Source organism: Herbaspirillum sp. meg3 (assembly GCF_002257565.1).
GTDB lineage: Bacteria > Pseudomonadota > Gammaproteobacteria > Burkholderiales > Burkholderiaceae_D > Herbaspirillum.
The window spans coordinates 5,138,952-5,155,599 of record NZ_CP022736.1 but is presented as its reverse complement, the minus strand read 5'-3'; the positions used below and the strand labels follow the sequence as shown (position 1 = coordinate 5,155,599).

16 protein-coding genes are annotated in these 16,648 nt (G+C 58.6%); 6 read left to right on the top strand and 10 right to left on the bottom strand.

Annotated features, from left to right (window positions below):
* Positions 1-95: 95 nt before the first annotated feature.
* The gene (locus hmeg3_RS23255; RefSeq protein WP_094565827.1) at positions 96-1,706 is read left to right on the top strand and encodes an NAD(P)/FAD-dependent oxidoreductase; all 1,611 of its coding nucleotides are present in this window, start codon (positions 96-98) and stop codon (positions 1,704-1,706) included.
* An 82-nt stretch (positions 1,707-1,788) separates the two neighbouring features.
* Here hmeg3_RS23255 and hmeg3_RS23250 read toward each other — a convergent pair whose 3' ends face one another.
* The 6 genes from hmeg3_RS23250 to hmeg3_RS23225 all read right to left on the bottom strand — a co-directional run bounded on the left by hmeg3_RS23250 (position 1,789) and on the right by hmeg3_RS23225 (position 6,613).
* A complete protein-coding gene (locus tag hmeg3_RS23250; RefSeq protein ID WP_094566517.1) occupies positions 1,789-2,361 on the bottom strand; it encodes a HutD family protein in 573 nt (190 codons plus the stop codon).
* A 48-nt stretch (positions 2,362-2,409) separates the two neighbouring features.
* Positions 2,410-3,342, bottom strand: coding sequence for a formimidoylglutamase (hutG, locus tag hmeg3_RS23245; RefSeq protein WP_094565826.1), 933 nt, complete (start codon positions 3,340-3,342; stop codon positions 2,410-2,412).
* Positions 3,343-3,364: 22 nt separating this feature from the next.
* Positions 3,365-4,165 carry an amino acid ABC transporter ATP-binding protein gene (locus hmeg3_RS23240; protein WP_094565825.1) on the bottom strand — a complete coding sequence of 267 codons (801 nt, stop codon included), beginning with the start codon at positions 4,163-4,165 and terminating at the stop codon, positions 3,365-3,367.
* Complete coding sequence (locus tag hmeg3_RS23235; RefSeq protein WP_094565824.1) at positions 4,165-4,830, bottom strand: amino acid ABC transporter permease; 666 nt, start codon at positions 4,828-4,830, stop codon at positions 4,165-4,167. The genes hmeg3_RS23240 and hmeg3_RS23235 overlap by 1 nt, the downstream gene beginning before the upstream one ends.
* Before the next feature lie 162 nt (positions 4,831-4,992).
* Complete coding sequence (locus tag hmeg3_RS23230) at positions 4,993-5,760, bottom strand: transporter substrate-binding domain-containing protein (protein ID WP_094565823.1); 768 nt, start codon at positions 5,758-5,760, stop codon at positions 4,993-4,995.
* 94 nt (positions 5,761-5,854) lie between these two features.
* Positions 5,855-6,613, bottom strand: a complete 759-nt coding sequence (locus tag hmeg3_RS23225; RefSeq protein WP_094565822.1) for an IclR family transcriptional regulator — start codon at positions 6,611-6,613, stop codon at positions 5,855-5,857.
* A 296-nt stretch (positions 6,614-6,909) separates the two neighbouring features.
* Here hmeg3_RS23225 and gcvA point away from each other — a divergent pair, with 296 nt between their 5' ends.
* From gcvA to hmeg3_RS23210, 3 genes are all read left to right on the top strand, one after another.
* Positions 6,910-7,815, top strand: coding sequence for a transcriptional regulator GcvA (gene gcvA / locus hmeg3_RS23220; protein WP_094565821.1), 906 nt, complete (start codon positions 6,910-6,912; stop codon positions 7,813-7,815).
* A gap of 74 nt (positions 7,816-7,889) precedes the next feature.
* The gene (locus hmeg3_RS23215; RefSeq protein WP_094565820.1) at positions 7,890-8,717 is read left to right on the top strand and encodes an EamA family transporter; all 828 of its coding nucleotides are present in this window, start codon (positions 7,890-7,892) and stop codon (positions 8,715-8,717) included.
* 74 nt (positions 8,718-8,791) lie between these two features.
* Positions 8,792-9,553 (top strand): SDR family oxidoreductase, encoded by a 762-nt coding sequence (locus tag hmeg3_RS23210; protein WP_094565819.1) that lies wholly within the window; start codon positions 8,792-8,794, stop codon positions 9,551-9,553.
* A gap of 53 nt (positions 9,554-9,606) precedes the next feature.
* Here hmeg3_RS23210 and hmeg3_RS23205 read toward each other — a convergent pair whose 3' ends face one another.
* A complete protein-coding gene (locus hmeg3_RS23205) occupies positions 9,607-10,383 on the bottom strand; it encodes an NAD(P)H-dependent oxidoreductase (protein WP_094565818.1) in 777 nt (258 codons plus the stop codon).
* A 92-nt stretch (positions 10,384-10,475) separates the two neighbouring features.
* Here hmeg3_RS23205 and hmeg3_RS23200 point away from each other — a divergent pair, with 92 nt between their 5' ends.
* Complete coding sequence (locus tag hmeg3_RS23200; RefSeq protein WP_094565817.1) at positions 10,476-11,369, top strand: LysR family transcriptional regulator; 894 nt, start codon at positions 10,476-10,478, stop codon at positions 11,367-11,369.
* A gap of 92 nt (positions 11,370-11,461) precedes the next feature.
* On the opposite strand, the gene phaP is transcribed toward hmeg3_RS23200, so the two are convergent.
* From phaP to hmeg3_RS23185, 3 genes are all read right to left on the bottom strand, one after another.
* Positions 11,462-12,022, bottom strand: coding sequence for a TIGR01841 family phasin (phaP, locus tag hmeg3_RS23195; RefSeq protein ID WP_094565816.1), 561 nt, complete (start codon positions 12,020-12,022; stop codon positions 11,462-11,464).
* Positions 12,023-12,298: 276 nt separating this feature from the next.
* On the bottom strand, positions 12,299-13,471 hold the full coding sequence (locus hmeg3_RS23190; RefSeq protein ID WP_094565815.1) for a patatin-like phospholipase family protein: 1,173 nt from the start codon (positions 13,469-13,471) through the stop codon (positions 12,299-12,301).
* A gap of 121 nt (positions 13,472-13,592) precedes the next feature.
* The gene (locus tag hmeg3_RS23185) at positions 13,593-13,832 is read right to left on the bottom strand and encodes a DUF3717 domain-containing protein (protein WP_094566516.1); all 240 of its coding nucleotides are present in this window, start codon (positions 13,830-13,832) and stop codon (positions 13,593-13,595) included.
* 503 nt (positions 13,833-14,335) lie between these two features.
* Here hmeg3_RS23185 and hmeg3_RS23180 point away from each other — a divergent pair.
* Positions 14,336-16,645, top strand: a complete 2,310-nt coding sequence (locus tag hmeg3_RS23180) for a catecholate siderophore receptor Fiu (RefSeq protein ID WP_094565814.1) — start codon at positions 14,336-14,338, stop codon at positions 16,643-16,645.
* Positions 16,646-16,648: the final 3 nt, after the last annotated feature.

Here is a 16,648-nt window from a genome sequence, read left to right as displayed (position 1 = left end):
CCGGCAGGCCGCGGTAGAGTAAAATGCCGGCTGCCCCGGAAGACTCTCTGCAGACGTGCAGCGGCGAGGCGGCAATGAATAATGGAAAGAAGTAGATGCTGCGAATTAGTGAAATACAACTCCCCCTCGAACATCCTGAAGCTGATCTGCGTGCAGCGATTCTGGCGCGCCTGGGCGTGCCCGACGCGGAGTTGTTGAGCGTGAGCCTGTTTCGCCGCAGTTACGATGCCCGCAAGAAGTCCGCGATCACGCTGAATTACACCGTCGACGTCGAAGTGAGCGACGAGGCTGCCGTATTGCGCAGGCAAAACCTCAAGGACAAGTCACCGATCGTCCCGACGCCCGACACCAACTACCATTTCGTCGCCAAGGCGCCGGCCGGACTGAGCAAGCGTCCTATCGTCATCGGTACAGGGCCGTGCGGCATTTTCGCCGGTCTGATCCTGGCCGAGATGGGTTTCAATCCGCTGATCCTGGAGCGCGGCAAGACCGTGCGTGAGCGTACCAAGGACACCTGGGGTCTGTGGCGCCAGCGCGAACTCAAGCCGGAATCCAACGTGCAATACGGCGAAGGCGGCGCCGGCACCTTCTCCGACGGCAAGCTCTATAGCCAGGTCAAAGATCCCAAGCACTACGGCCGCAAGGTGCTGACCGAGTTCGTCGCCGCCGACGCGCCACCGGAAATCATGTACGTCAGCAAGCCGCACATCGGTACTTTCCGTCTGGTGAAGATGGTGCAACTGATGCGCGAAAAGATCGTCGCGCTGGGCGGTGAATTCCGCTTCGAACAAAAGGTCGACGACATCCTCATCGAAGACGGACAAGTGCGCGGCGTCACGCTGGCCAGCGGCGAACACATCGCCGCCGATCACGTCGTGCTGGCCATCGGCCACAGCGCGCGCGATACCTTCCAGATGCTGTACGACCGCGGCGTCTATATGGAAGCCAAGCCGTTCTCCATCGGTTTCCGTGCTGAACACCCGCAATCGCTGATCGACAAATGCCGCTTCGGCCCCAGCGCCGGCCATCCCATCCTCGGCGCGGCCGACTACAAGCTGGTGCATCATGCCTCCAACGGCCGTTCGGTCTACAGCTTCTGCATGTGCCCGGGCGGTACCGTGGTCGCGGCGTCCTCCGAGCCGGAACGCGTCGTCACCAACGGCATGAGCCAGTATTCACGCAACGAGCGCAACGCCAATAGCGGCATCGTGGTCGGCATTTCGCCGGCGGATTATCCCGGTCATCCCTTGGCAGGTATCGAATTCCAGCGTCAGTGGGAGTCGCGTGCCTACGAACTGGGCGGCCGCAACTATGATGCGCCGGGCCAGCTGGTCGGCGATTTTCTGGCGAAGAAGCCGTCGACGCAACTCGGCAGTGTGATTCCTTCGTACAAGCCGGGCGTGCTGCTGGGCGACCTCGGTCCGTCCTTGCCTGACTACGCGATTGAAGCGATCCGCGAAGCTCTGCCGTTCTTCGACAAGCAGATTCGTGGTTACGCCATGCATGATGCCGTGCTGACTGGCGTGGAGACGCGCACATCGTCGCCGGTGCGTATCCGCCGCAACGACGACACCTTGCAAAGTCTCAATACCAAGGGTTTGTACCCGGCCGGCGAAGGCGCCGGTTATGCAGGTGGCATCATGTCTGCGTCCATCGACGGCATCAAGATTGCCGAAGCGGTGGCGCTGGCGATTGTCGGCAAATAATCCTGCCAATGACGGATCAGCCACCGGCTGATCGATTTGATGGGCTTGATGTGTTGGCGGCTGTCTGGGGTGCCGGGGCTGCTTAAGCAGCCTGCCGGTACAGACGCACCAGCATCAGTTCTGCAGCGCTGGCATCGATGATGCAACTCTTCTCTTCAGCGGTGAACATCACCGCATCTCCGGCATGCAGTCTGGTTTCGTCGGCCAGGCTGCAGCTGCCATTGACCACATAGATCAACACCGCGTCGCCATTCATCGGCAAGGCGGTCTGCTGTATGACGGTGATTTGCTCCACCGTGTGTGTGAAGGCGGAACGGCGCGTCATGACGTTGAAGTCCACGATGCCGCCGCCGATCAGCGTGGAATGGACGTTCGTTGCACCATCGAAGCGCAATATCGGATCGCGCGGCGTCAGTGTCTGCGAGACGCCTGCGATATCCAGCGCGATACCTTTGCCTTCCAGAATTGCCAGTGAACGGTCGATCCCCGGGAACAGCGAAAACGGGCCGCCTTGCTGTACCGTAGCGACGCTGACGCGCCAGTCGAACGATTCCAGCGAGCTGTTTTCTGGAAAACGCAGAATTTCGCACGTCATCCCACCGCCGTTTTTCCAGCGCATCAGGCGTTGCTTGGATTGTGGGATCTGCTGAGGCATGAAGATAGTATAGGACGAATGGCGGGTGTGATCCCGCAACTTACAATTTCAGACAGGTTGCAGGATCAGATGCGCCAGCCGCGCCGCCACCTTGGACGTCATGCCGTCGCGGTCGTAGACCGGATTGCATTCGGCGATGTCGGCTGCCGCCAGTTTGCCGCTGGCCTTGATGGTGGTGACCAGCCGTTCGACTTTTTCCAGCGCCATGCCATACGCAGCCGGTGCTGAGACGCCGGGGGCCTTTTCACCGGGCAAGACGTCGAGGTCGATAGTCAGGTAGACATCGTCGACCTGTTCCAGCCGCGTATGCAGTTGCGCATTGAGGGTATTGAGACTGCCGAGTGCGACGTCGGTGTCCATCACGTATTCCACATCCAGTTCGCGCGCACGCTTGAACAGCGCTGGTGTGTTGCCGAGCTGGCTGATGCCGTAGCAGAGGTAGTGGAATTCGACGTCGGCCCATTCGCACCATTCCGCCATTTGCTTGAACGGCGTGCCGGAGGTCGAACGGTCGGCTTCACGCAGGTCGAAGTGGGCGTCGAAATTGACGATCAGCAATTTGCGTTGCGCCATGGCCTTGCCGAAGTAGCGCGTGATACCGAGGAAGGTGCCGTAAGCCACTTCATGGCCGCCACCCAGGATCAGCGGGAACACGCCTTGCGATTTGACGTCGGCAATCTTGGATGCCAGGCGTTGCTGCGCCTGTTCCAGATCGCCGTCGTTGCAGTCGATATTGCCGGCGTCCGACAGCGCGTCAATCCGGTGCGCCGGCAGGTTGGCCATCATGCGGCGGATGGCGTCCGGCCCTTGCGCCGCGCCAACCCGGCCGTGATTGCGCCGCACGCCTTCATCCGAGGCGAAACCGATCAGTGCGCCGCCGTTTCTGATGCTGTTGTCGAAGGGGCGTACCAACTGATGCAGGCGGCGTGTATCGCCGGCGCTGTCATGGTCGAGACGACCGTTCCAGAGAGAGTGATCCATATTTTTCTTGTCTGTCGCTATCTTATGCGGCGGTTGATTCCGGGGCGGAGGAGTTGTTGCGCGTCAATACGGCTTGCAGGAAACCGCGCGTGCGCTCCTGCGTTGGATTGACGAAAATCTGATCTGGCTTGCCGGCCTCGACGATGCGGCCCTGATCCATCACCACGACGACGTCGGCGACTTCACGCGCGAAGCCCATTTCATGGGTGACCACGATCATGGTCATGCCTTCGTTGGCGAGCGCTTTCATCACTTGCAGCACTTCACCGACCAGTTCCGGATCGAGCGCCGAAGTAGGTTCGTCGAACAGCATGACTTTCGGTTGCATTGCCAGTGCGCGGGCAATCGCCACGCGCTGCTTTTGTCCACCTGACAGGGTGGCGGGCATGGCATCGGCTTTGGCGGCCAGGCCGACTTTCGCCAGCAGGCTGCGCGCCAGGGTTTCTGCTTCGTCCTTGGGCGTGCCGCGAATCTTGCGCGGACCGACCGTGACGTTCTCCAGCACCGACAAATGCGGGAACAGGTTGAACGACTGGAACACCATCCCGACCTGCGTGCGCAGATCGTTCAGGGCGTGGTCGGCGATCATCTTGCCGTTGACCAGCAGATCCTGATTGCAGATGGAGATGCTGCCTTCCTCGGCGACTTCCAGCCCGTTGCAGCAGCGCAGCAGCGTGCTCTTGCCCGACCCGCTGGGGCCGATGATGACGACGACTTGCGAGGCGGCGACTTCCAGATCGATGCCATGCAGGATGCGGTGGCCGGAGAAGGATTTGCCGAGTTTGGTGATGTTGATCATGGGCGATGTTGTGGACGGCTGCATCAGACTGCTCCTCCTGCGCGCAAGTGTTTCTCGACCCGTTGCAGGGCCATGCTGGTGAGGCTGGTCAGCACCAGATACACCAGCGCGACGGCGATATAGACTTCCAGCGAGCGGTAAGACACGCTGATGATTTTCTGGCCTTCGTGCATCAGGTCGGCGATGGTCAGCAGCGACACCAGTGCCGAGTTCTTGATCAGCGCAATGAATTCATTGCCCAGCGGCGGAATCATGCGCACTATGGCCTGCGGCAGGATGATGGTGCGCATCGCCTTGCCGGAAGACATACCCAGCGAGCGTGCCGCTTCCATCTGACCTTTGTCGATCGACTGGATGGCGCCGCGCACGATTTCCGACACATACGCGCCGGAGTAGATGCCCATGCCCAGCACACCGCACAGGAAGGCCGGCAGCAGGATATCGAATTGCGGCAGACCGAAGAACAGCAGGAACAACTGCACCAGCAGCGGCGTGCCGCGGATGAAGGTGACGTAAGCAGTACAGATGGCGTAGCGCAGGCGCTTGGTGCGATCCAGCCGGCCCAGGCCGACCAGCAGGCCGAGGATGCAACCCAGCACCAGCGACGCGGCGGTGATTTCCACCGTCACGATCGCGCCATGCAGCAGGTCGGGCCAGCCTTCAAGTACCGGCAAAAAATCTAAGCTCATCTGTTCTCCTTGGGGCGCCTGATAAAGAGTCTGATAAAGCGCCTCCAGCAGCGTTGCATCGCCTTCTCGTGCTTGAGTACTCACGTACTGTCTGCGGCGATGCGTCTTGCTGGCGACGTTTTCTCAGTCGCTCTTTGTTTATTTCTATAGTGTTTTAATAAATTACTTTGCCGACGACGACAGCCACTTTTGCACCAGCTTGTCGTAGCTGCCGTCAAGCTTGACCTTCTTCAGCGCGACGTTCATTTCTTCGGTCAGCTGCGGCAGATCCTTGCGCACGGCGTAGCCATACAGTTCGACGCTGACCTGCTTGTCGAGCACCTTCATGCCGGGACGAGTCTTGGCGTATTCGATGGCGGCAGGTTTGCCGGTGACGGCAGCGTCGGCGCGGCCGATTTCAACCAGGTTGAACATTTCCTGATTCTTTTCGACTTCGATGCGTTCGGCTTGCGGGTAATACTCTTTCAGGTAGTTGGCCGACTTGGTGCCGACCTGTACCGAGACTTTCTTGCCGGCCAGATCCGACGGTTGCTTGATCGAGGTATTGCTGGCCTTGGTCAGCACAACCAGGCCGCCCGGATAGTAAGGATCGGTGAAGTTGACGACACGGCGGCGTTCTTCGGTGATGTAGATTGCCGAGGATGCAACATCGAAGCGGCGTGATACCAAGCCCGGGATCAGACCCTTGAAGTCGATATCAGTCCATTCGACTTTCTTGTGCATGGTCTTGGCCAGCAGCTCGATCAGTTCGATATCGAAACCGGTGCGCTTGCCGTCCTTGAAGAATTCGAACGGTGGGAACGTCGCATCGGTGGCGACGCGGATGACGTCGACAGTCTGGGCGGAGGCCAGTGTAGGAACAGCACTGGCGGCGAAACTGAAAGCAAGGCTGACGGCGAGCATGCTGGCAAAGCGGCGGCGGTGAATCATGGTTTCTCCCTGGAGTGAATAGTTCTGATGACTGCTTGTAAAGACTGAATATGACGACTGAATGTAACTACGGAGACGACTGCAAACTGCGTGCTTAAAACAAGGCAAGACGTTCGCTGATGGTGGCCGCAGCATGAACCGTGGCGGCAATCAGCTCACGCTGTCGCTCTTCGGCCCGGATTGCGGGCGCCATCAGGGTAATTGCACCGGCTGCCTGGCCGGGTTTGTAAAACACGGGAGCACTCACACCCCACACGCCCCAGTCGACTTCGCCCTCGCTGACCGCATAACCCTGTGTACGGATGGCGGCGAGTTCTTTTTGCAGGCGGGCGATGTCTTCATCCTGTCCATGCAATTGGCGCTGCACGATGTTGTCGGCCATGGCGATGGGCAAATGGGCCAGTACCGCCTTGGCGGACGCGCCGCGCGACAGCGGATGCGAGCGGCCTTTGGAAAACGAGCAGCGCAGCGATTGTTCGCTATCGACCATGTCGAGACAGGTGACCTGATCGTTGACGGCCACCATCAGGCCGACACTTTCGCCGCATTTTTTGGCCAGTTGCAGCATTTCCGGCTGGGCGTTGCTGACCAGATAAGAGGTATGGTCAAAGCCCCAGGCCAGTTGCACGCTCAATGGGCCGGGCGCATAAAAATTGTCTTGCTCCTGTACCAGTCCCCATTTTTTCAGCGGCAGCAGATGGCGGTACAGCGTACTTTGGGGCAAGCCGGTCAGTTCTTTCAGCTTGCGTACCGCGATCGGTTTGCCATGCCGGGCGATGACCGACAACACCATGAGCGAGCGTTCGCTGGTGGCGACGACGGGTACTTGCGGAGTGCTGGCAGCTGAGTTCATGGGCGGATAATTCCTCATTTTTCTCATATTTGAAAATTGAATTCTCGTTTTGTGAGAATTTGAGTGTAAATGAGTTCCGGCCGGATGTGGTTACCTGATCGGGCAGCATCTTCTTGAAAAGGAGAAGATTTTGCGTGTACCGGCGTACTTCGATGCGGATCTAGTGAAATGCCATGAGGGCAAATTGCAGGGCGGCAATGGCCGGAAGCCGACGGCTCCGGGCGAATGCTCGAAATGCTCTATCATGAGTTATCGTTCATAAAAGGTGACGCTGATGCGCTTGCCTCGGAATCATCATGAGAGACCTGCCTCCTACCGCTACCTTGCGCGCCTTTGAGGTTGCGACCCGGCATGCTACGTTCACTTCCGCTTCGGAAGAATTGCATGTCACCCAAAGCGCAGTAAGCCATCAGTTGAAGAACCTCGAAGAGATCTGGGGATTGCAGTTGTTTCAACGCGGCAAGTCATTGAGCCTGACGCCTGCGGGAGCAGCGCTGGCGCCGATCGTGCGCGAGTTCTTCCTGAATCTGGAGACGACTCTCGCTGATCTGCGAGAGCAAAAAGGCAGGGTCCGGCTTAAAGTCAGCACGACCTATTCCTTCGCGCTGAAATGGCTGCTGCCGCGATTGCCGGGTCTGTCGCAACAGCACCCTGAGATTCTAGTCACGCTGGAAACAAGCGACAAAGCCATCCATTTCACCAGCTCGGAGCCTGACGTGGCGATCCGTTTTGGCAATGGACACTATCCCGGCCTGCACTCGGAATTTCTGTTCAGGGAACAGATTTTTCCGGTCGCCAGTCCCGATCTCCTGCAGCGTTTTGGCGCGCCGCGCGAACCAGCCGACCTGTTGCGCTATCCGCTGCTGACGCGTGACGGCGCCGATCTGGTGCCGAAATGGGCGCTTTGGTTTCAGCATGTCGGCGTAGGCGTTTCCGCACTCAGGGAAAGCGTCAGATTTGCCGACACCAACATGACCATCGAGGCGGCGCTCTTGGGACAGGGGATTGCTTTGGCGCGCAGCGGCCACGTCGAAGCTGAAATCAGCGACGGTAGCCTGGTCAGGCTGTTCGACGTGCCTTTCCCCTCTCCGGTCGCCTACTATTTTGTCTGCCCGAAAGGAATCGAATCGCAGTCCCACATCGTCAGTTTCCGCAACTGGCTCCTGGCAGAATCCGGCAAGGCCGAACAAGGTTATCGATAGGGTATGAGGATTTATTCATTCTCTGATGAGGAGACTTCGCTTTAATCACAGCGCCGGCTTGCTTAGTATGGCGCATGTCCTTTCACATCATTTCGCTCGTACTCTTCGCCGCGTTCTTGCATGCCGGCTGGAATGCACTCCTGCGCGGCGGCGCCGACAGGCTGTGGTCAATGACAGTCATGTGTCTCGCGGTAGCGATCGCCAGTGCTGTCATGGCCTTGTTCCTGCCGTCTCCCGCCAAAGCCAGCTGGATGTACGCCGTACTATCGGCGGTGTTACATGTCGGCTACAACCTGTTTCTCGTCAGGAGCTATCAGGTTGGCGAGCTCGGGCAAACCTATCCGATTTCGCGCGGTTCCTCACCTTTGCTGATCACCGTCGCCGCCTCGGCATTCGCGGGGGAGCGGGTGGGGATGGGCGCGCTGTTCGGGATTGCTCTGGTGTCGGGCGGCATCGTTTCGCTGGCGTTCAAAGGCCGCAGGCTTGCCGTGCCGAGCCTGCCCTATGCGCTGGGAACCGGATGTTTCATCGCTGCCTATAGCGTGACCGACGGCATCGGCGTGCGCCTGTCCGGCGCCCCGATGGCTTACACGGCATGGATGTGCGCCTTATGGGGCATCCTGATGCCGCCGGTCTACATCGGCCTGCGCGGTGCGCGCAGTTTATTTACCGTGCGGCCCGGACTCATCATCGCCTTCATCGGCGGGCTGGTCTCTCTTCTGGCCTACGGAATCGTCATCTACGCCATGTCCGGCGCACCCATGGGAGCGGTGTCGGCATTGCGCGAAACCAGCGTGCTGTTTGCGGCGCTGATCGGCTATTTTTTCTTGGGCGAGACCCTGACTGTCCGCAAGATGCTGGCGTGCGCGGTAATTGCCGCCGGCGTCATCATCATCGGCTGACGTCTGCATGTAAGCGCCAGGAACTCGCCCGTGCGACTCACTCATCATTTCATCACAGCATGGAGGTTCATCGAATGAATACTGTCTCTCAGGCGCCGCTCATACTGATAACGGGCGGTAGCCGTGGCGTCGGCGCCGCGACTGCACGGCTTGCCGCCGCACAAGGCTACGACGTGGCGATTAGCTTCGTTTCCAACGAACCCGCCGCTCGCGCGGTGACGGTGGAGGTGGAAGCTTTCGGCCGGCGTGCCTTAAGTGTGCGCGCAGACAGTGCCGATCCGGAACAGGTCGCACAACTATTCGCCGCGATCGACCGTGAGTTCGGCCGGATCGACGTGTTGGTCAACAACGCTGCGGTGCTTGGGCTACAGTCCCGCGTGGAGTATCTCGATGTCGAGCGGGTGCGGCGCATCTTCGCCGTCAACGCGATCGGCCCCATCCTCTGTGCGCAGCAAGCGGCGAAGCGCATGTCGTATCGTCACAACGGTCGGGGCGGCTCCGTGATCAACATCTCATCGGCCTCGGCCCGGCTCGGCAGCCCCAACGAATATGTGGACTACGCCGCATCGAAAGGCGCGCTTGAGACCTTCACTACCGGCTTTGCCAAGGAGGTGGCGCGGGAAGGAATACGTGTTAATTGCATTCGCCCCGGGCACATCTACACCGATATGCATGCCAGCGGCGGAGAGCCGGGGCGGGTGGATCGCGTCAAGGATTCGATTCCCATGGGAAGAGGAGGCCAGCCCGAAGAGGTGGCACGGGCGATTCTGTGGCTGGCCGGCGCCGAGGCTTCCTTCATCACAGGTACTTTCCTCGATGTTACAGGAGGCAAGTGAACCCCGGGAGGGCGGGGCCACTCTCCGAAGCATCGCGTCCGAACACGCGATCGTCAGGCGAGATGGACGGCGAATCCCGATTGTTCAGGTGCGAGATCGGGGCGTAAGGTGAGCTGCGGAATGTCGTAGGCGCCGCCATTTTGTTTGCGGAACGGTATCGGCGCCGTGGTCGACAAGGCATCCAGACGCCGGCCGAGCGCTTCGCGAATTTCAGCAAACCGGACTTCGTCCATCTTGCCGGTCCGGTACACCACGAAAGGCGGCAAGACATCGAAGCCTGGGTAGTAAAGAATGCCGTGATGGATCGGGAACAACAGGTCGTCGATCGGCCCGTTGACGCCGCGCGGGCTGTAGTGGGACTCCCAGCCGCCCGCCGTGACCACCAGCATGGCGCGCTTTCCCGCCAGCGTGCCTTCGCCGAAGCGGTCGCCCCAATGCCTGTCGGAGTGTTCGCCAACGCCGTATGCAAAACCGTAGGCATAGACACGGTCGACCCAGCCTTTAAGAATGGCAGGCATCGCATACCACCACAGCGGAAACTGCAGAATCACGGTGTCCGCCCAAAGCAACTTTTCCTGCTCCAGCGCGACGTCGTCGCTTTGCAATCCGTTTTGGTACGCGTGCTGAGATTCCATGGGGGCATCGAAATACGCGGGATTGAGGCGCTGCTTGCTGTCGCCGGCGTCAACCTGCGCTTTCCATTGCATGGCATACAGATCGGAGACGCGCACGGTATGTCCGGCTTGCTCCAGATGCCGGATGGTGAAATCGCGCAGTGCGCCGTTGAGGGACTGCGATTCGGGGTGGGCGCAGACGAGAAGAATGTTCATGGCTGAGTTTTCGTTGAGATCAATGAAGATTGCTCAGCTTAGGTTACGCTCAGGTATATTGGAAATGAATTACTGATATACAAGGTATTAGCATGAATAATCTGCGTAAGCTGGATCTCAATCTGCTGGTGACGCTCGACGTCCTGCTGGCAGAACACAATGTGACCCGCACTGCGGAGCGCCTGAACTTCTCGCAGCCATCGATCAGCGTGCACCTTGCCAAGCTGCGCGACATTTTCGGTGACCCGCTCCTGTTGCCGGGGCCGCGCGGCATGCAGCCGACTGCGCGGGCCGAGGCTTTGCGCGAGCCGTTGCGGGAGGCGCTCGATGCGCTGGAGCGTGCGGTGGCGCCGGAAGCGCCTTTTGATCCGGCGGCTGCCGTCAACAGCTGGTGTGTTGCCGCCACCGACTACAGCGAGTCGGCCGTTCTGCTGCCGGCGCTGGGCGGTCTGAGGCAGGCGGCGCCAGGCACGCGGCTGGCGGTGGTCGAACTCGCACCTTCGCGCATTGCACGGCAGGCGGAACAAGGCGAAATCGACATAGCTTTTCACATCACCGATGAAGCGCCATCCGGCATGCGCCGGCGCGCCTTATTCACCGAGAGGTATGTGCTGGTGGGGCGGGCGGGGCACCCGATGCTGCGCAAGCGGCTGACCCCGGTGCAATTCTGCCAGCTCGAGCATGTCATCGTGTCACCCGACGGCGGCGGTTTTCGCGGCGTCACCGACACCGCGCTGGCGACCGTCGGGCTGACGCGCCGCGTCGTGATTTCGGTGCCGCATTTTCTGTTCATGAAATCGGTGCTGGCCAGTACCGATCTCGTTGCGATGCTACCTGAGCGGCTGGTGCGCGACGGCGCCGGGTTTGAAGTCGTGGAACCGCCGGTCGATGTGCCCGGCTACGAATTGTCGATGTTGTGGCATGAGCGCTCCCATCGCGATCCGGCGCATCAATGGCTGCGCGAGTACATTGCCAATGTTGTGTAAGCCGGGCAATAAAAAACGGACCGCATGTGCGATCCGTTTCAAATGGTATTGCGAGTGTACTGGGGCAGTCTGACGACTGAGCCGAAGATTGATTACTTCTTACGGCTGGTGGTCTTTTCAGCAGCTTGTGTGAATTGCTTGGCCGCGTTGCTCAGGTGGCCTTCCAGTGTTTCCACGGCTTGCTTGGTGTTCTTGGTCAGTTGCTCGTAGCTGGCGTTGGCGTTGCCGATAGCCGACTTCAGCAGGGCGACAGCGTTTTCCGAACCGGCTGGTGCGTTCTTGGCGATTTCTTCGACCAGAGCGCTGACTTTACGGCTGGTTTCAGCGACTTGCGCTTCAGTTGCCTTGGTCAGTTCAGCTTGAGTCGCCGACACGATGCTTGCCAGATGACGGCCATAAGCGGCAGCTTTTTCAGCTGTCGGTTGCGCTTGTGCTTGCGCCAATGCCAGCAGTTCTTGCGGATCCTTGATGGATGCGAATTGCTGAGCAGTAGCGGCCGACTCTTCCAGCGATGCCTTGGCAGCGCTCAGATTCAGTTCGACGATCTTTTCCAGACCTTCGAAAGTCTTGGTTGTCAGTGTATTGATCAGATCCAGTTGAGCCTGGAAGTGGGTCTTGGTTGCAGCGGAAAATTGGTCTTGATACGAAAACATGTGCTTCTCCTTTGGTTTTCAAAAACAGCTGGGGACTAGCGGCTTCGGTCTCGAAAAACTATTTTTGTGCGCCGCAACAATTACTATTTTACGCACTTAAATGGTGAGGTCAAGAACTTTTTGTGCGTTGCACAAAAAAGTGAAGAATTGCAATAATAACAACATATTTTGTTATTGCACAGCGACAATATTTCCTTCTTATTCCCAGTCACTGCTCTTTGTTCCATCCTCATATTCCATCTTCATTGCTTTAATCTTTACTGCCAGGTTCTTCCATCAGCCGGTCGCGACTTCGACCACCGCCGGCAGCTCATGCACCACAACGCCCGTATCGGAAACCTGGAACGGGCAGCCCTGGCTGACCTCAATACCACGCATGGCATCCTGATAACCCTGTTCCCAGCGCCACTGGATCGAGCCGCGCGAGAAATTGACATCCTTCGACGCCATGTTCCAGTCGCGTCCTGCATAAGGCAGGCGCACGATGTGGATGGTGCTGTCCGCGCCGAGTTCCGCCAGTTGCTTGCGATCACCGGGTTTGCGCAGGTCGGGCGGCAGACGCTCGTAGAGCTCGCGTGCGAGCTTGCGCAGCTGGTATTGCTTCAGATAGGCCTCGATGTGACGCTGTGAGCGCGAGGCGAAGGTTACATCTTTCTGGCGCGTCTGGACTTCTTCTAAAGTGCGCGGTTCGGGTCCGTCGGCGTGCCACAGATCGACCATCATGCACAGCGTATCCTGGCGCGGCTCGTCATTGAGTACGGCCTCCAGCGGCGTGTTCGAGTAGAGGCCGCCATCCCAGTAGAGATCGCCATCGACGCGTACCGGCGCAAAGCCCGGCGGCAACGCCCCGCTGGCCATCACGTGATCGGCGCTGATCGACTGATTGTCGGTGTCGAACTTGACCAGCGTGCCACAGGTAACCTTGACGGCGCTGATCGTCAGGCGGATGCCGGCGTCCTTGTTGTTGAGATAGTCGAAATCGACGTATTTGTTGAGCGTAGTACGCAGTTCTTCGGTGTTATAGAAACTGGCTTCTTCCGGCGGGACAGCCAAACCAATCGCAAACGGATTGAAGGGACGCGGTGTAAAGAATCCCGGCACGCCGCGCGCGAAGGTATCCATCGTCGTCATCCATGTCGCCAGCTGGCGGGTGGAGTCGGGCACTTGCTGCAGATTGATCAGGTCGGCGTGGGAAACGCTGTCCCAGAATTCGCGCAGGCGCTCGATCCGGAACTCGCGCTCATTGCCGGCGATGATGGCGGCGTTGATGGCGCCAATCGAGGTGCCGACCACCCAGTCCGGCGTCAGGTTGTTCTCATGCATGGCCTGGTAGACACCGGCCTGGTAGGCGCCGAGCGCGCCGCCGCCTTGCAGCACCAGGGCGATGCGGTGCTTGCGTTCAGTTGATACGGATGCCGGGGAAGGGCTTACAGCGGGTTTGCGTCGCATCTCTATCCTTGGGGTTGGAATACAACAGACTGCGCATCAGGCGAATTGTTCAATGCAGCAAATGATAAAAATCATACGCCACAAATGTGACAAGCGAGCCGCGACGCTGTCATCAGGCCAATCAGACGTTTTGACGCGTCCGCGCCTTGCGCCAGGTATCGATCAACTGGCGCGGTTCCTTGCCAACGGCGTCAAGGTCGACGGCATGCGCGTGATCGATGATCATCAACGCATAGACATCGGCCAATGCATTGACCTCGGGCGACAGCGCGCATTCCTCGCCCGTAGCAGGGCGCTGGATACGCCAGTAGTTGATCGCCTCTTCCAGTTCCGTCAGAGAAAGCGTGGTGGAAATCGTCATGTCATTCATGCGCTTTATTGTACGCCTGCCGCCGGCGTGATTGAAAACACGGTGTGAGGTGTGCGGAAGGCTGGTGCCGCGGCCTGAGAGTGGCCGGAATTGAGCGACAAGATGGATGAAAGCAGGGTCAACTGCCCGGCCGGCATCTGGCAACCATTTAGCAATCGATAAAAGTACGAAAAAAATCGGCGTCCACGCAGAGAAGCGTTGGGTCGCACGATGGAGAGATTCAAGAAAGGCGGCATTTCTTCTCTCCAGAGCCAGATTGCATTGTGTTCAGCAAGCACCAAAACTATATTTCTCTGCGCTGATCGCTCAACAAGCGCACCACATCATCGACTGCAACCACACGATTGCAGAGATGGCATCTCCATTCGACACAGCAGCCCGCTTCCTCAAGCCAGTCAGTCTTCCCGAATTGCGTTGCCGGTCCCGTCATCTGTCCAGACGAGGTCTCGCATCCGGCGATCAGTTTCGATTGTCACTTATTACCGGGATCATGAATGTCTACCTACATCAAAAGCAAGAAGCATGGCGCCGCCAGTCGTCTGCACACCTCACTATCTGCATCGTTGAGCACCTCGTTGAGCCTGTCTGTCGCCGCATCAGCACTGGCCTTTGGATTGCCGATGCAATCGCAGGCGCAGCAAGCTGGCGGCGACACGTTGCCAGCCATCGAGATCAAGGATCGCGAGAGCTCCTTCAAAACCGATAAAGTCAGCTCGCCGAAGTTCACCCAGCCCTTGGTCGACACCACGCAGACCATCACGGTCATCAACAAGGAAGTGCTGCATTCCCAGCAAGCGACCACATTGACCGAAGCGCTGCAAAACAGTGCCGGGGTCGGGACTTTCAATACGGGCGAAAACAGCAGTACGGCCACCGGCGATTCAATCTTCATGCGTGGTTTCAGTGCCGCCAGCAGCATTTTTGTGGATAACGTGCGTGATCTTGGCGGCGTCTCACGCGATCTGTTCAACATCGAGCAGGTGGAAGTCGTCAAAGGGCCGGCGGGTGCAGACAATGGGCGCGGCTCGCCGACCGGCTACATCAACATGGTCACAAAGCAGCCGACTCTGGACAATGCTTACGCCGGTACAGTGACTTATGGCACTGGCGACAACAAGCGTATTACCGCCGACCTGAACCGGCATCTCGACGGGCTGGATGGCGCAGCCTTTCGTCTTAATCTGCTGAAACAGGACAGCGGCGTGCCGGGCCGTGATCGTGTGGAAAACAATCGTTGGGGGATTGCGCCTTCATTCGCTGTCGGCCTGGGAACAGCGACACGCATGCTGTTCAACTATCTCCATATTGAACGCGACAACGTCCCGGATGCGGGTATCCCAACGATTGGCTCGCCCGGATTCTTCAACGCCACGACAGTCGGCAAGACTACGGCGCCGGTATCCCGCAGCAACTATTACGGCATGGCGGGTGACTACGATAAAAGTACCAGTGACATGTTCACGGCGATTTTTGAACATGACATCAACGCCGGTATGACGATTCGCAACGTGACGCGCTACGGCAAGACAAAGCAGAACTACCTGATCGCCAGTCCCTTCACCATCGACGGCAGCAATGCCAATCCGGCAAACTGGACAGTAAGTCGCCTTCTGCAAGTACGCGACCAGCAAAACGACATCCTCACCAATCAGACCAATGCCGTCATCAAATTCAATACAGGCGGAATAAAGCATGCCGTCACCACAGGTATTGAGTTCATCCGTGAAAAGCAGACCACCGTTCTCTATAGCGGCCCCGCACTTGCCGCCGCCAACCTTTACGCTCCCAACGCCAATGCGCCTGCGAGCGTGGCGGTTCAGCCAAGCGGAGGTCGCAGCAAAGGAAAGACTGACACCGTCGGCATGTATCTGTTCGATACGCTCGAACTGAGTCCGGCCTTCCAGGTCAATGCCGGCGTGCGACTGGATCGGTACAAGACTGACTTCGACGGCGTCGCCGTCTCTACCGCGACCAGCAATCCCGGCTTGCCTGTCGGTAGCTTGGTACGCACCAAGCTCGGCAAGAGCGACACCTTGTTGAACTGGAAAATCGGGGCACTTTACAAACCGGCTTCCAACGGCAGCATCTATGCCGGCTACGCCACTTCACAGCAACCGCCGGGCGGCGCGGCGTTCGCCTTGAGCAGCAATACCAACAGCGCAGACAATCCCAATTTCTCACCGCAAAAAACCAGCACGACGGAAGTCGGTACCAAGTGGGAAGTCATCGACAAAAAGCTGCTGTTGTCGGCTGCACTGTTTCGCACTGAGGTCAGCAACGAAATCAAGCAAGACGCGACTACCAGCAATCTCTACACGCAAACCGGCAAGAAGCGCGTGGATGGTATTGAACTGGCGGCCTCGGGAGAACTTGCGCGAGGATGGTCCGTTATCGCCAGTGCCGCACTGATGAATGCCAAGGTGACAGATGGCACCGTCAACGCCGCTGCGGCCACCAATCAGAACAACGCCGCGATGAGCTTTTCACCCAAAAAGACAATGACGCTGTGGAGTACTTATCAGTTGCCGTCAGGTTTTACTTTTGGCGGAGGCGTGCGCTATATCGATACGCTGGCGCGCACGGCAAGTACGACGATCAGCGGCGCGACCAATACACCGTATGCGCAGAGCTATTGGGTTGCCGACGCCATGGCGGCGTATCAGCTCAGCAAGAACGTCAACATTCAGCTCAATGTATATAACCTGAGCAACACACGTTACGTTGCTTCTCTCAACAACAGCGGCACGCGCTATATCCCGGGCGCGGAGCGTTCGGCCAAGCTGAGCTTGAATCTGGCGTATTGATCT